This window comes from Bacillus sp. GW823-FHT06A10 (assembly GCF_058795375.1).
Map to the genome: position 1 here is coordinate 2,680,342 of NZ_JBXAHT010000001.1, position 16,836 is coordinate 2,697,177.

Genomic DNA, 16,836 nt, shown 5'->3' on the forward strand with positions numbered 1-16,836 from the left:
AATTATTCTTACCTGTCATATAATATTTTCCTACGCGTTGAGATTGCATGTTGTATAAGGAAGCCCTTCTTTTTTCCATGCAATAAATCCCCCCTTTAAATTCACTACTTCCTTTATACCAGCTTTTTGTAAAATGCTAGCTGCTATAGCTGAACGCAACCCGGTTCGACATTGTAAAACTATTGGGCAATCTTTTGGTATAGAATCTATCTTCTCAAATAGATTACCTAAAGTAATATGTATTGCATCATGAAGGTGTCCTTCCTCCCACTCTTTTTTACTACGCACATCGATAACCTTAACACTTCTATCTTTTATATGCCGATATAATTCAATTGATGTTTTTTCCTTGTAACTTTCTAATATATCAAATTTTTTTATTACTTTTAAAGGTACAAAAGCAACAATATTATCTAGCCCAATAGATTCAAAGTCCCTAATGACTTCCTCCACTTTAACCTTTTCCTCATCTAGAATGATTAAAGTCTCTGTTTTATAATCTAGTAACCATCCACACCAAGTTGTAAAAGAATTGTTATAAGGTATGTTAATTGATTTTTCAATGTGACCAGAAGCAAAACTCTCTACATCCCTTATATCAACTATTTGCTGAACACTCCTCATAACTTCTTGGAGTTCTTCTACTGTATTAATAGTAGTAATCTTTCTCTTCTTACGAATTGGAGGACCATACTTATTTAAATTCTTCATTAATGAAAAATACTTTGGAGGCTCTGGCTGTCCCGTCAATAAAATCGATACAAAATCACTTTCTTCATTACATTGAAATGCCCAATTGAACATCTTTTCATAACCTAATGTAGAAGTTGGAATTGCTCCTAATGCTTTTCCGCATGCGCTTCCTGCACCATGTGATGGCCATATTTGCAAATAATCAGGGAGTATTTTTACTTTTTGTATAGAATCAAATAATTGTTTCGCTCCTATTTGTGCTGTATCTTTCATACCAACAGCTGTTTCTAATAAATCAGGTCTTCCTATATCTCCTACAAATATAAAGTCACCTGTGAAAATCCCTATCGGTTTATCATTCGTAAAATTATTTTGACTTGTATCAGTTACTAAAAAAGAGATACTTTCAGGCGTATGCCCTGGGGTGTGAATTACATTAAATTTTATATGACCTACTTTAAACTCTGTGCCCTCTCTAACCAATTTGTATCGACCTTCGTTAAGATATTGATATTTCCAATCACAATCTCCTTCATCAGATACATATAAATTTGCATGGTAAAGATTAGAAAGTTCTCTAGACCCAGAAAGAAAATCAGCATGAATATGAGTCTCAGCCGCAGCAATTACTTCCATCCCCTCTTTCTTAGCAAATTCTATATATTGTTCTATATAGCGACTGGGATCAACAACGATTGCTACGCCTTCTTTCTGACAACCGACTAAATAGGAAGCATGTGCTAATTTTTCATCATAAAAATATTTTAAAAGCATAGCTATTCCCTCCAATTAGTTATTTCAAATTGATTTTCAATTTTTGTAACCACTTTTTATCTTCTCCTATAGAATCCCTTTCAACATTAAATTCCAATACATATATGGCAACATATATCTTTTAAGTAAAAACATACTATACCGTTCTTTCGCTTGATTAAATGGAAACGTTTCTTGTGGCTCATGTTCATAGTTAAATTCAGCGAGTATAAGACTTTTATATCCTGTAACAATCGGACATGATGTATATCCATCATATTTAGCCTGCAAGTCTCTTCCGTTAAGTACGTCCATAATATTTTGTTTTAAGACAGGTATTTGCTTTCGAATTGCTGCTCCAGTTTTAGAGGTAGGTAAATTGGTACAATCTCCAAGTCCGAAAATATTCTTATACTGTACATGCTGCAAAGTATAAGGACTTATATCTACCCAGCCCTGATGATCACTTATCTCACTTTCTTTGATAAAGTTAGGTGGTCCCATTGGTGGAACAACATGTATCATACTATATGGTACTGTTTCTCTTTTCATTGTTTGCATATCTTCAAAAATTGCTTCTCTTTTTTCAGCGATAATCTCTACTAAGTTTTTATTATAGTTCGTTATAATTTGCTTTCTTTCTAGTACTTGTTCTAAAGTATTTGCATATCGCGGAACCTGAAAGATGTTACTGTTTGCAGAATAAAACATTACTTCACTTCTGTTTCTTACACCACTATTACAAAAATACTCCTCTGCTAAATACATAATTTTTTGTGGAGCACCACCGCATTTAATAGGAGTATTAGGGTGGGTAAAAAGCGCATTTCCTCCTTTAAATTTTTCGATTTCTCTCCAAGTAGAATCAACATATGTATAAGAATAATTGCTACATACCCCATTAGTCCCAATAGATTCTTTTAAGCCTTTAATACCTTCCCAATTTATTTGTATACCAGCTGCTACAATAAGAATTTCATACTCAAGCAGCAGTCCGTCATCTAACAGTATCTTATTTTCATCCGGAAATAACTTAACAACACTTTTAGGGATCCACGTTGCCCCTTTTGGAATAAGCGATTCTTGATCACGCATTGTACTTTCCTTTGAAACAATTCCTCCCCCCACTAAACTCCATAGTGGCTGAAAATAATGTTTTTTTGACGGATCAATAATCGCTATACTTTCTTTCAATAGGGGGATATTTCTTAATAAATGTGCAGTAGAAGATATTCCTGCAGTCCCAGCACCAATTACAATAATTTTATAAGTATCTCTGGTCTTCATTATCCTCTTCCTATCTAAAATTGATTTTTAAATTAACTAATTAGTAGCCATTTTTTCATCGTAGTAACATTATTATAAGTTAAAAACATCATAGATTTATCTGATTTAAATGAAAATTTTGTTAATTTCACCATCAACATTACTATATGCGTAAATCCCCTATGTTACTTCCATATTTTAGTTTTAATATTAAAACTATATATTTTTATATAAAATAAAAAATATATTAAAATACTTTTCATGAATCCGGATAAGTAATGTTTAAAAAACAACATCTAACATCTTAGATGTTACAATAAGCAAATTCACATACTTCACAAATATGAAAAGTATTAAATATCACTTAAGTTTCGTTACTTTTTTCTGTATATATTGATAAAAAATTGTGAAATTTTATCGCATTATGCAAGACATTTAATATCAAATATATTACTTTTACTATGAACTAAATGTGTTTATAGGAAGTGTATAGATAAATAAAGTGCTAAATTGACTCTTATGCAGTAATGACTGTTTAATTTATCTAAAAATTGAAAAAATATGTGTAGATATATATCATTTAAAATACATATATAATTAATTTTAATTTTCCGACACGTTTTTCACATAGTTCTTAAACCAGTTTTTTGCGTGCATTATGAAAAAAATTGTACCGTGTCAATCTTAAAAAATTATATATCATAACTTTAAGAGAGGAAGGAAAACTATGAAGATGAAACGAAAAATCATGATGACAACGGCACTTGCAGCTACGTTAGCTACAGGTGCACTACCTACTACCTCGGTGTTTGCTGCAGAAAAGGAGGCTCCTATTCAACTAAAAGAGGCACAATTAAGTATTCAACCTTTTGCACAAAACAATTTGGAAACAGCCGTTCAAGCTGCCTTAAATGGTCCAGAAGTCAAAAAAATCAAAGTATTTGAACATGAATTTAATGTAAAGGAAATAGAAGTAGTAAATCTAGGTGCAGGAAAAAAATATGTTAAGGGGCAAATCTCTCATCATTTAAGTTTTCGTCCAGATGATCAATTTTATTATGAGTTTACAGTACAAGATGGAAAGGTACTAGATAAACCTGTATTTAATATTGACAGAGGTGGTTGGACACCATTTGCTGCTCCACTTTTATCAATTCTTGCTGCGTATAATGGAATTCCAGTTAATCCAAATGATTTAAATGCACTTGGTCAGCAGATTGGTAAAGTTATAGATGGAAGCTGGGAACATGCAGCCCAATCAATTGCAACTGTAGTTAGTCTAAGTTTTAATGAGTAGAATTTTTCAATTTTTATTAGCAGTGTAGAGATCCGCTTTTTGTAATCAGCCTTGTTATAAGAGATTCTAAAACAGCTATTAATAAATTTTTACCACTCAATCACATTATCTTGATTTGTTTACCACCTTATCATTCATTATATGTCACAAAATAGAAGTCTTTTTTAGGACTTCTGTTTTGTTTGTATTGAATACGATAAACAGTTGTTTTTTGGAGGCTATACTTCGAGTTTTCAAGAATCCGTTTGGCTATTAGGGACAATTTATAATAAAAAATTATTAAAGTCTCAAATAACTTACTCCTCCTATTGTTAATTATTTTTAAATACAAAAATTTATTATCTTAAGAATGAAAAACAATAAATATAGTAAAAAATCATCTAACAATTGTTTAAAGGTCAGGAGAGAAAAAATGAACAAAATAAAAATGAGAAATTTCTTTAAAATTAGCATCCTTACTTGTATTACACTAGCAAGTTTAAGTACACCATCTACTATTTTAGCTGATAGTCATCCAGGTTACTCCTATGAATCCAATATAGGGTATCAAAATCCATCGTGGATGTCGAAAATAGAAGGTTCAACAAAAATAAGTGAAATATCTATTCCAGGGACTCACGGTACGATGGCTTTACATGGAGCGAGTTTTCTTGATGAAAATTTGACAAGAAATCAAACTATGAGTTTATCCCAACAATTAAATTCTGGAATTCGATATGTAGATATGCGTGTTAAACGTGTAAAAGATTCTTTTGCAATGTATCATGGCGTTGTAAATCAAAAAGCTGTGTTTGAAGATGTATTAAAAGAGACCATTCAATTTTTAAAAGATCATCCAACAGAAACAATATTAATGCGCTTAAAAGAAGAAACTAATCCTGAAAGTGGATCTCTATCATTTGAGGAGATATTTTTAAAATATAAAAACGTTAATGCTTCATATTTTTGGGATCCTAATTCCGTACCAACTTCAGATAGAAATAACCCTACTTTAGGAGATACCCGCGGAAAAATTGTAATCTTACAAAACTTTACATCCGCTCAATTGTACGGGATTGATTACGAAGGTTTAAATATACAAGATAAATTTGAAATTGGAAGCGGACCAGACGAAATATATACAAAATGGATTGCGATAAAAAACCATCTACAAAATACAAATATTAATTTTAATAATGGAAAAATTCATCTCAACCATTTTAGTGGTACGGGGGGCGCAGCCGCATTTTTAAATAATGTATATCCTTGGTTTGTTGCAAGCGGAAAAGAGAGCAGGAATACTGACAGTAGTCCTAAATTGATTCAAACGAATTCCACTAATGCGTGGAGTGATTTCCCTCGTGATAGAAACGGACAAGTATACTATGGGGGGATGAATACACTTGGGACCGAACTCTTACAACAAGGCGCAATTAAACATTCTGGTATCATCGCAGCTGATTTTCCCGGTCCAGGTTTAATTGATAGTATCATTAAATTAAATGGTATACATTCAAATGAAAAAGAAATATTAATTTCACAAATATCATCTGAATCTAGTCCTTTATCAGGGCAACAAAATCGATCCAGCCAAAACTTTAAAATTGATAGTTTACCTGTAGGTACCAAAGAATTAAAATGGGTTATTGAGCCTTCAGAAAAAGATTATCCTTCTACTATTTCTTTCAATGTAATGATTGATGTTTCCCTAGGAATAGATTCTACTCGTTGGAAAAATATTTCACATGAATCTAGGACTGAAGCTTACACAAATACTAAATATTATATTGCAAGTCCAATTGGTGCCACTAGAAAATTCACAGTGAAAATATACGCTATTACAAATTAAAAAAAAAGAATCCCAATGGAATTCCATTGGGATTCTTTTTTAATTTCATTTCGTAAACATTAGGATGGCGTTTAAATTTTATCCCGCATTAACGGGCGCCCGTAAAAGCCCGATTGGTGAGGGATGATAATCAGTGGGGGATGAACAAAACCTTCACTGATTAAAATTTCACTTTATTAACATATTATTTAATCCATTAGATAATTATATTTGAAACAGCCCTTAATTTTTAAAGAGCAATCCAAATTTGTTAACTACCTTTTTCAGCTTATCATTTATTCAAAACTGGCTTCCAAAGCGATAAAGCAAAAATCCAATTTGAGTCGCCATTTCCTTGATGATTTTGAACCGCTTCGTACACTTTCCCCTCATGTATTACTCTATCACCTTTAGTATATGCTTTTCTTGCATCCCATTTTTCATATGCGGAATCCTCTAACTTTGTTGTTACATTCAAAACATCACTTCTACTAGATTCATTTCCAGCTAAATCAACCGCCGTCACTACATATTTATACGATGTATTAGCCTTCAAATCTTTATCCATAAAGGATGTATTAGCCGCCGTCCCAATTTTATTCATAACCCCAGCGCTTTCTCTATATACAATATAATGGTCAACACCTACATTATCTTCTGACGGACTCCACATCAAATCAACAGTTGTCGCCGTTGTACCCATACTATGTAATCCTTTTGGTTGAGCTGGAGCCTCTATATCTGGGATTGCATGTGTTGTCTTAACCTTTAGTTTTTCACTTTCTTTTGATATGTTTCCAGCAGAGTCTAATGCCTTTATTGTATAAGTATATTCCGTATCTGCTTTTAGTTTTTTATCAATAAAAGTTGTACCTGGTACCGTATTAATTACTTCTCCATTACGTAACACTTGATATTCTTTTACACCTATATTATCAGTAGAGGCCTTCCATGTTATTTCAACACTATTGGCAGAAACTTTAGAGGCATTTAATTCAGTTGGTTGACTTGGAGCTACTGTATCAGGTGTTTCATTATTTACTAAATTTACATCAATTACATTATAAAAGGCATTTGACGTATCTGCTACATCCCATACAGCTAAAATAACATGATAACCATTACGATCAGTTGGTACATTAATTGTATGTGTTAAATTATTTGATGCGGCCGAACCGTCATGTTTTACAGTTCCAATTGGTTCTAATTCCGCACGTGTTAATGGTTTATTAGGATCCCATCCTTTTTTTGTAATGTAATAATGCCATTTACTTGTAGAATGTGCTGCTGTATATTTCCATGTAAATGTATTTTCTCCACCCTTAATTGTGTTTTTGAACCAACGATTTGTTGTTTGTTGGTCAAGAGTTCCTCCAAATAGTCCTCCTGCCGAAGCGATTTTACCATCAATCGGTCCACCATCGGGAAACCCTTTAGGTGCTTCTAGACTTTGAGGTTCATACATTACATTTCCACAATTTAAATTTAATGCCCCATAATTCTGACTACATAAAGCAGCACGACTACTCGGCTTTTCAACAAACCCGTGTGCATACGCACTTTGAGGAGTCATTGTGATTGCTGTCATGCCTGCAGCCAAAACACAAGCACCAATCCCCTTTTTACTTGTTCTTAATCTTTCCAATTTAGATGTTAATTTCAATTTCATTTTTTTCCCCCCAATATATTGCTTTCGCTAATATAATAGCAATATAGGGATAAACGAACAAATCGTCAATTAATATATTAATATCTCTCATAAATTGGTACATTTATTATTATTTTTAATCTCCTATAAAAATAAAGTAAATACAATTAAGCAATTTTGTAACATTATGTATTAAAAGAAGAATAAAAACTCCATTTAATTTCACAAAAAATTCAAATATTAAAACAAAAAATTCCTCATGTAGGAAAAATAAATTTTTTATATTACAAAAAGCAAAAAAGTCTAGAAGAAACCGATTATATCCGTTTCTTCCAGACTTCCGCTACTTTTATACCACTCACAAATTCTTTAACCTTAAACATATACACTTGAGGTTAAAACACATATAATACCCCTACTAATTCAAACTAACGCTTAATTACTTATAAAATAACTTAAGGTATCTAGCTTAACTGTATTTTCTTTATTAATAGCTATTTTCTATCCTGTATTTCCTTACTTTAAACAGATTATCAAGAAATTGTTAATGTTTAAGAAAAGAGAAAAGGTTTAAAAATAGAAAAGATTTAAAAATACAATTTTAACTATCACATTCTAATAATTTATTGTGTTATTTTTATCTAATAAGGCACAGAAACAAAGGATGAACTTCAGTGTGCTTGAGAAAAGTTCTTAGGGTGAAACGTTTAAAGGGTATTTTAGTACTGAGTTTTTATTAAATGTTCCTGTACCTAATATTTAAATTAACGTATGTCAAAATATTTTACAATACGAGTGTTAAACGTTACATATTTCTATATAAAATGATACATTTCATCAGCACGCCTCCCTAATATTTATGCTAAATATAGAAAATTCAGCTCATTAGGATTTAATTTTAGAATTCTCATAAAAGCATATGATAGATTAGGCACGTAATTGTCACAAATTAATAGTCTATCTACTTTTTAATTACCTATGAAAACTTTATTATCGCTTTATTATTTACTCCTAAACCAAAGAACATCTATACCTACAACTTCTTAAAACTCTTTTAGATAATCTTTCAAAAGATTTGATAGTTTTATATTTTATATTTTTTTATTGTACATTTTTGCATTTGATGTTAGGATTATGCCTATTAAAATTGAATCGTAACGATTCTTCTTTATAATTTCCACATTTTAATTGTTAAATAAAAATATAGATTCTGATATATATATTCAAAATCAGACCTACAATATCTTTATTTTACAATGATTTCGTGGCATACCTTTAGAATGGAAAGATATATGCAACAACGTGTTAAGGGGTTACAGGAGGAACAAAAATGAGAGACTTTTTTGATGATAAGTACAAAAATATTGAATTAAAAAGGAGGTTAATCAATTTAATAAGTGAAATTAGCGAATTCAAAGGAAAATTAGCTGCTTATCAGGAACAAAACCCTGACATATTTAATAGTTTAGAAAAAACTATACCACTACATTACATAAAAAATTTCACAACTATTTATGAGGATATAAAAGTTCCTAATAAAAGATTAAAAGAACTTATTTTAGATGATATAGTACCTCAAAATATTTCTGAAGATGCTATTTTCTGCTATTATCAAACACTTTCTTTTGTACATAAAAACTCCTGTACTTTATTAATTAATCCAGCAACTATACAGGAATTACATTTTCAACTAATACATTATATTACCTCTGACAGTGCCAAATGGCGTGAAAAACCTTTTATTATTCCAGGAGTTCCAGAACATGGAATGCACTTGAATAGTTACCGCATTCTTCCGCATGAACTTATCCCACGGTTTATGGAGCAATTATGTGATCAATACAACTCATTAAATACTAGTAAGGGGCTACATTCACTTTTATTAATAGCTCGTTTTATATTAAATTTTTATTGCATAGTCCCTTTCAATCAAGGTAATAACAGGCTGGCATTTATGTTAATGCAATTGCTGTTAATTAAGAGTGGACATACATTTGTAAAATATGTATGTTTGGATAAATATATTAAGAAAAACGAATCTGATTATTACAATTCGATTTATAAATCTTCGGTGAATTGGTACTGCGAGGAACATAATAATAGCTTTTGGTTAAAAACGTTTTTAACCATTATATTAGAGGCTTACAAAGATCTACATAACACAGTTCTAGATTCTATATGTAAACATACTAAAGTTGAGAGAATTCAGGATTTTATACTTAAACAAAAACAACCCTTTACTAAGGAAAGTATTCGTAACACTTATCCAGACATTGCAGAAAGTACAATCAGTAAGGCTTTAAATTCCTTGCAAGTGTTTGGCCATATTAAGCTAGTTACAAAAGGAAGAAACGCAACGTGGATTAAGATTTGACCATACTTTCAATACACATGAGGTTTAAAAATTCAATTATAACCTTATCATTGAATTTCATTTTAATTTTAAGATAATATTACTTTTTTAGTTATTTCTAATTCCAACAAAACATTTTATAGGAAAAGGTCCGCTTCCCCCGCCTTTTCCTATAATAAAATGAAATATAAACATAGAATGATTGTCGAAAAAAGTCGTATTTTAATATTTTTTCTTTATTTTCTGGTTGTAAACGTTTCACTTTCATGTTACCATCTTAATCAAACAATAGATGGTAATAAAAATGAAAGTATTTCTTTCCCTTAGAAACATATAAACGTACGGTAATATCAAGAAAATAAGGTCAAAGAAATATTTGATACCTACCAAAATAATTAATAGGAATTTTGTCGCACTGTTTTTTCTGATAATTAAGAAAACGCATTTTGTCCCTAAACAAAATTTGTTGGTGCGCAAAATTAAAATACACTAGAACACCCAAATAAATGAAATATCCTTTTTCATTGAGTATGAAGGTATGAAAAAAAGAATTCTCCTTACAAAATTTAGCAGATTAACATAAAGACATCTAAATTACTACCTTTATCGCCATCTATTGTTGACATCATATTTACCAACTAAAAAAAGAACCTATCAAGGGCTCTTTTTATTATAATCATTCAAATTTCAATTCTATCTTAATACTGAAATTTCCACACAAATTACATCTGCTTTTTGCTCCCAATTATTAAATTAATAATATAGCACATCAAATTTATTAATTCTTATCTCCAATTAGTTTAAATTAGTGAATAAAATTCAATCATATAAAAATAATAAATACAACTAATCGTTATATATTAAAGAGGTGTCAATTTTGTCCTTAAATGAAGAGACCTTAGAAACTAAGACAGATAAAACCATTGAAAAGATCCAAACAAGTAACTTAAAAGAACTTAAAAATACATTAGATAACATCTTTGATATTAGTGCAGATTTAATTGAACATCCTTTGCAATTAAAAACAAACACGAATATTTTACTATATTATTTCGAAGGCCTTACAGATGGTGTTGCATTAAAAACCAATGTTGTTACACCATTATTACAAGAAGTAAATGAAGACAGTCAAATATTTAATTCTAATATTATTGCTACTCATACCAAAATAGTATATACATGGAATGAAATTAAAGAAGGATTACTTGAGGGGCAATGTGTACTGTTTATGGAGGGAGAAAAGCGTTCACTTCTAATAAATACAAAAGGCTGGGCAGAGAGAGCAATTCAAGAGCCAATTTCAGAAGTTACTATAAAAGGATCCCATGATGGATTTATTGAAAATGCCACAAAAAATATAGGTCTTATCCGTCGATATATTCCTTCTACAGAGTTAAAAATCAAAAAGCTGACGATTGGAGAAAGAGCCACTTCTTTAGTCTATTTAATTTACTTAGGTGATGTAGCAAACGCAGATGTAGTCCAAGAAATTGAAACTAGAATCTGTAAAATCAAAACAGATGCGGTATTAAGTATTGGAGAGCTATCTAATTATACAAAAGATCAAAATTGGACTCCTTTTCCACAGGCGTATTTAAGCGAGCGCCCAGACGCCATTTCAAATCATATACTTGATGGGAAAGTAGCAGTATTAATGGATAGATCCCCTGGTGCAATGGTTGTTCCGATGAATTTGATTGGATTTTTTCAAACCCCAGATGACTATAATATTCATTGGCTCATCGCATCATTTTTTCGCTTATTACGATTTGCAGGATTTATTATAGCTATTTTTTTACCCGCATTTTATATTGCTATAGTCTCTTTTCACTTTGAAATTATTCCTATAGACTTATACACTTCTATTGCAACATCAAGAGTCAAAGTCCCTTTCTCCCCCTTATTGGAAGCTTTTATAATGGAAATTACACTAGAAATGCTACGTGAAGCTGGCATTCGCTTACCACAACCAATTGGACAAACTATTGGAATCGTTGGAGGGATTGTAATTGGACAGGCGGCTGTTCAAGCTGGTCTTGTTAGTAACGTTATGGTTATTATCGTATCTATTACAGCCATTGCTTCATTTATTGTTTCTAATTATGATTTATCAAGTTCTATACGCCTTATCCGTTTTCCAATGATGTTATTGGCTTACTTTTATGGGATTGTAGGTATTGTTAGTGGATTAATGCTCTTATTTGCTCATTTTGTTTCACTAACTTCCTATGGTTCACCATACGGAATGCCAATCGCACCATTTCGTCTCCAAGAGTTAAAAGATTCTTTTGTAAGATTTCCTATTTCGATGATTACCACCCGCTCGAGTACAGGACAGCCGAAACAAAGAAAGAAAAAAGAAGGTGGTTAACATGGGGAATCTTAAGTTCCAAAAAGTAACTTTATTCGAATTTATTATTTTCATTCATTCGCTGCAACTCGCATCTGGTATGTTAATTATGCCAAGCCCACTTGCTACTACTGCTGGTACAGATGGCTGGATTTCGATCATTCTCGGATGGATAGTTACTTCTATAATCGGTGTATTTATTATATTAATGTTACAAAAAAATCCTAACAAAAATTTCTCACAAATCTTAAAAACATACTTTGGTAAATGGATAGGGACAATTCTTTTTCTTGCATATGCCTTTTATCTATTTTTTGCTGGATTTAATACTTTATTAAAGGCAACTGATATTGTAAAAGTGTGGATATTCCCTTCCACTCCTGCTTATCAAATCACCATATTATTACTATTACCTTTTATTATTTTAGCCCTGAGTGGGTTAAGGGCTCTTACTAGTTATTCTATGCTTGTTTTCTTCTTCACTACTTGGATGCCGCTATTTCTTCTTTTTTCACTAAAGACTAACTACAATCCTTTACACCTACTACCTATATTTAAAGAAGGATTATACCCTATTGTAAAGGCAACAAAAGAAACCATTACTCCTTATGCTGGCCTAGAAATTGCATATTATATATACCCATTCTTACAAAAAAAACAAAAAGCCATAAAAGGACTACTAATAGCGAATACTGGAACCATGTTTTTCTATCTATATGTTACTATCCTTTCTTATATATACTTTAGTCCAGAAGGGATAAAAGATGTAATCTGGCCAGTATTTCATCTGTTAAAAGGGGTTCGTTTTTCTTTCATGGAACGATTAGAAATTATATATATCGCTTACTATTTAATTGTATTTTCCACTACAATATATCCGTATTTATTTTTCAGTTTTGAATCTGTGACCATTTCACTTCAAAAAAACGCCCGCAATTGGGCGCTACTTGCTTTTATGTTACTTATAGTTGGCCTATTTATTTTCCTAAATCCCGATGTGGATCAATATTTGTTTATATATTATCTTATGGATATCTTAAATGTCTTTTTCTTTATTCTATTACCAATCTTATTTTTCGCTTACAGTATTCTTTTTACTTGGATTACTAGGAGGAAACAACTTTGATTCGAAAATGGATATGGATTGTAATTTGTTGTGTATATATAATTGGTTGTAGTCAGAGAATTCCTCTTGAGAAGGTTTCATTAATCCTGTTAATTGGCTTGGATAGAACCCCTAATGGAGACATAAAAGTTGGAACAAGCATACCACTCTTTCATCATAAACAACCAAAAAGTACTATAGAACATTGGACACAAGCATCAACTGTATATACTGGATTCAGTAAGATAGATACGAAGTTAACAGGCTTTATGACAGCTTCCAAAGCTGAAATCATTTTAATTGGGAAAAAATTAGCGCAAGAAGCAAATTGGTTGCAGGAGCTTGATTCTTCTTACCGTGATCCTTACGCTACCATTAATGCTAAAGTAGTACTTGTAGATGGACCTGCAGAAGAAATTTTTAAAATTCATAAGCCTAGTAAACCATCACTTTCATCTTATATAAATGGTGTAATTGAATCGTCAATTCAAAATAACCAATCCGTCTCTTCTACAATTCAACAATTAATGAGAGAACAAAATGAAGAAGGAATGACGCAAGCTGTTCCAATTATCAAAAAAACAAAGAATGAAATCGACACAGTAGGAATTGCATTTTTAAATCGAAAAGGGAAATATTTAACTCATATCCCTAAAAAAGATGTTAAATTTTTTAATCTTATAAATAAGCAAAAAAGTAGCGGGCGAATGATACTACACCTTGCGCTTCCTCCTAAAAAGTCCAACAAAAAAATAAACACTTCTATCTTCGTACAGAACGCGACAAGGAAGGTATTTGTTAATTTTCAAAACGGAAAGTTTGTATTTAATCTCGATATATATGCTAATGTAGCTTTAATAGAAAAAACCAATGCGAATTTAATTAAGGGGCACTATGATAATAAAAAAAATATAAATAATTTAAAAAGTGCCATTCAAAAAGAAATTAATAATAATTTACAAAATATGTTGTATGAAATACAGCAGAATAAAATTGATCCAATCGGATTATCCCTATATGCTAGAGCATTTCAATATAAAGAGTGGAAAAAAGTAAAAGGAGATTGGTTGCAAGCGTTAGCAGAGGCTAAAATAAATGTAAAGACACACGTCAAAATAAAAGATACTGGGACCATTAGAAATTAAAATAGACTAGTCTATTTTTCTGCTTAAAAGTTTTTCTAAGTGGGTTTTCCCTCTTCAATATTTATCATGTAAAAGGTGCTACTTCAAAGAAAACTCTACTCGTTAAAGGCTAACCAATAGGGTTTTCTTTTTTTATCTAAGTATTCTTTTAAAAAGACAACAATTTTACTACAGTAATCAAGGACTGGTTTCTAATTTAAGTTACTGGAGAGTAAATAACTCTGGTGCAATATCCCTACCAGTTTTCATTCCAATAACAACTCAATGATATAACATTAAAGATATAATCCCTTAACTTAGGGATTTTGACTTTTCAAATTTATACCATTGTCTTAGTTCTATGTACTTTGATATATATGTCCACATCAATATGTTATTGCATCATATACTGAATAGATAATTTAAATTACTTTTAAAAAGGATGATGAGGATGAACCTAGATGATATACAAAAATCCTATGGCGTAATTGTAAGTTTAGGAGGATTGTGTCAAGTCACTAACCAAATCAAAAGGCACCATTTAAGAACATTTTCTGGACCTTTAGATTGGTTTTATTATCCATCACTTTCAGATGTAAACAGATTACTTCAAAGTCGGTTTGAAAAATTTATGAAGTTGGAAAATATGGTCATAGAAGGTTCAGAAAGTTACGGTCTTATTGAATCAGAATTTGATAATCAAACTAAATGGGCAGAACGAATTACCTATTGTATAAAGGACACTTATTATAATTGTTTTTCAATGCATGACTTTCCTATTGACTCAGAAAAGAATTGGAAATCAACTTATCCTTCTTTTAAAGCTAAATTAGACACTAGAATTAATCGATTCCTTGAAAAAATAAATAGTAGTGAATCGATTTTATTCATTAGGATTTGGGGAAATCGAGATGAAGCGATTGAATTAAAAAACGTATTATCCGAAATTACAAATAAAGATTTTAATATTCTTATTGTCAATTTTAAGGAGGATATATCTAATATCGTTGAACAAAATTGGGGAATATCAAGGGTTTGTTCAATTGAACTCCCACGTTATCAGGATAGATGGGAAGGTGATGATTCCGATTGGGATTATATTTTAAATAAAATAACATTAACTTAATACTTTCCTTCTTACTTTTAACATGATTTTGCCAGTAAATTAAAATAGGTGTAGAGAAATAAAATTCCCATCTAATTGATACACACTTAATTAATAAACCGTTCATATAATAATTCATAAGTCCTTCTTTATTGAATAAATGGTTCTTTACAAAATTGATTCCATCACTAGAGCACCTTTATACGGTGCTCTTTTTTAAATTTGTAAAATCTACAATTTAATATTTGTTCACTTTTCCTTTAAATAGTTAATTTCCTTCTTAGATTTTTCATTATAAGCTTCTTCAATTCCCTTGTTTCCCCTCCCCTTCTTTTATCTTATAAACAAGCAATTTCTTTCATTAGTATTAAATAAAATAAAGCATTGATTTTAAAATAACCTAATTTACATAAGATTGAGAATAAACTACAGTGCGTATTCTTCACGTTTAATCAGCATTTGAATTATAAATCTAACATATATTTTTTAGTTGATTGTCATTATGGTACAACCGTGTATACATTTATCAAACAAACTACATAGTTTAAATTAGTAAAATATATAGAGAGGAAGGAAATAAATCTATGAAAGTCATAATTTTGTGTGGCGGAAAAGGGCTTCGGATGCAAGGAATTTTAGAGGACATTCCCAAACCATTAGTTCGAGTTCAAGGAAAGCCTCTCCTCTTGCATATAATGAATTGGTATAGAAAATATGGACATTCTGATTTCATTTTGCCCTTAGGATATAAAGGTGAGAAAATTAAAGAATATTTTATGGACTTTAGCTGGAAAGAGAATGACTTTAGTTTGAATTTTAAAACCAGTCAATATACGCTACTTCAGGAATTAGAAAATTGGAATATACATTTTATAGATACAGGAATTGATACAATGACCGGGGCAAGACTAAAAAAACTTGAATCCTTTGTACAGGGTGAAACCTTTTTATTAACTTATGGTGACGGATTAGCTAATATAGATATTGATCAACTAATAGCATTCCATAAAGAAAAAGGAAAAATTGCTACATTAACTGGAATTAAAAAAAATAGTCAATACGGCCTATTGGAGGTCGAAGATGGAATTGCTATTGATTTTAAAGAAAAACCATTACTTGATGAAGTAATTAATGGCGGGTTTTTTGTATTTAACAAAGAAATATTCGATTATTTAAGTAATAATGATGATTGTGTTCTAGAAGAAGATCCTCTTCGAAATTTAATAAAAGACAATGAGCTCGCAGTCTATGAACACAATGACTTTTGGGCTAGTGTCGATACACCTAAAGATTTAAAAACTGTAAATGAAAGTTGGAATCCAAATAAATTTTAGT

Annotated in this window: 11 protein-coding genes; 8 read left to right on the plus strand and 3 right to left on the minus strand. The window is 30.8% G+C overall.

Features of this window, described 5'->3' with window-relative positions:
- Positions 1–30: 30 nt before the first annotated feature.
- Both AC1Q8M_RS13695 and AC1Q8M_RS13700 read right to left on the minus strand, forming a co-directional pair.
- Positions 31–1,467, minus strand: coding sequence for an MBL fold metallo-hydrolase (locus AC1Q8M_RS13695; RefSeq protein WP_098368380.1), 1,437 nt, complete (start codon positions 1,465–1,467; stop codon positions 31–33).
- A 66-nt stretch (positions 1,468–1,533) separates the two neighbouring features.
- The gene (locus AC1Q8M_RS13700) at positions 1,534–2,733 is read right to left on the minus strand and encodes an FAD/NAD(P)-binding oxidoreductase (protein ID WP_000857342.1); all 1,200 of its coding nucleotides are present in this window, start codon (positions 2,731–2,733) and stop codon (positions 1,534–1,536) included.
- Between the two features lie 706 nt (positions 2,734–3,439).
- On the opposite strand from AC1Q8M_RS13700, the gene AC1Q8M_RS13705 reads away from it, so the two are divergent.
- Positions 3,440–4,009 (plus strand): hypothetical protein, encoded by a 570-nt coding sequence (locus tag AC1Q8M_RS13705; protein ID WP_000782798.1) that lies wholly within the window; start codon positions 3,440–3,442, stop codon positions 4,007–4,009.
- 412 nt (positions 4,010–4,421) lie between these two features.
- Complete coding sequence (locus tag AC1Q8M_RS13710) at positions 4,422–5,837, plus strand: phosphatidylinositol-specific phospholipase C (protein WP_098855463.1); 1,416 nt, start codon at positions 4,422–4,424, stop codon at positions 5,835–5,837.
- A gap of 271 nt (positions 5,838–6,108) precedes the next feature.
- Here AC1Q8M_RS13710 and AC1Q8M_RS13715 read toward each other — a convergent pair whose 3' ends face one another.
- The gene (locus AC1Q8M_RS13715; RefSeq protein ID WP_025966609.1) at positions 6,109–7,485 is read right to left on the minus strand and encodes a lytic polysaccharide monooxygenase; all 1,377 of its coding nucleotides are present in this window, start codon (positions 7,483–7,485) and stop codon (positions 6,109–6,111) included.
- Positions 7,486–8,794: 1,309 nt separating this feature from the next.
- On the opposite strand from AC1Q8M_RS13715, the gene AC1Q8M_RS13720 reads away from it, so the two are divergent.
- From AC1Q8M_RS13720 to AC1Q8M_RS13745, 6 genes are all read left to right on the plus strand, one after another.
- Entirely contained in the window at positions 8,795–9,838 is a 1,044-nt protein-coding gene (locus tag AC1Q8M_RS13720) for a Fic family protein (protein WP_001204217.1), read from the plus strand.
- An 856-nt stretch (positions 9,839–10,694) separates the two neighbouring features.
- Positions 10,695–12,188, plus strand: coding sequence for a spore germination protein (locus AC1Q8M_RS13725; protein ID WP_000055701.1), 1,494 nt, complete (start codon positions 10,695–10,697; stop codon positions 12,186–12,188).
- Position 12,189: 1 nt separating this feature from the next.
- Positions 12,190–13,293 carry a GerAB/ArcD/ProY family transporter gene (locus tag AC1Q8M_RS13730; RefSeq protein WP_016512480.1) on the plus strand — a complete coding sequence of 368 codons (1,104 nt, stop codon included), beginning with the start codon at positions 12,190–12,192 and terminating at the stop codon, positions 13,291–13,293.
- Positions 13,290–14,417, plus strand: a complete 1,128-nt coding sequence (locus AC1Q8M_RS13735; RefSeq protein WP_000619978.1) for a Ger(x)C family spore germination protein — start codon at positions 13,290–13,292, stop codon at positions 14,415–14,417. Before AC1Q8M_RS13730 ends, AC1Q8M_RS13735 begins: the two co-directional genes overlap by 4 nt.
- 430 nt (positions 14,418–14,847) lie before the next feature.
- Positions 14,848–15,522 (plus strand): papain-like cysteine peptidase, encoded by a 675-nt coding sequence (locus AC1Q8M_RS13740; RefSeq protein ID WP_016512478.1) that lies wholly within the window; start codon positions 14,848–14,850, stop codon positions 15,520–15,522.
- 563 nt (positions 15,523–16,085) lie between these two features.
- Positions 16,086–16,835 (plus strand): sugar phosphate nucleotidyltransferase, encoded by a 750-nt coding sequence (locus AC1Q8M_RS13745; protein ID WP_000864429.1) that lies wholly within the window; start codon positions 16,086–16,088, stop codon positions 16,833–16,835.
- The last annotated feature ends 1 nt before the right edge of the window (position 16,836 follow it).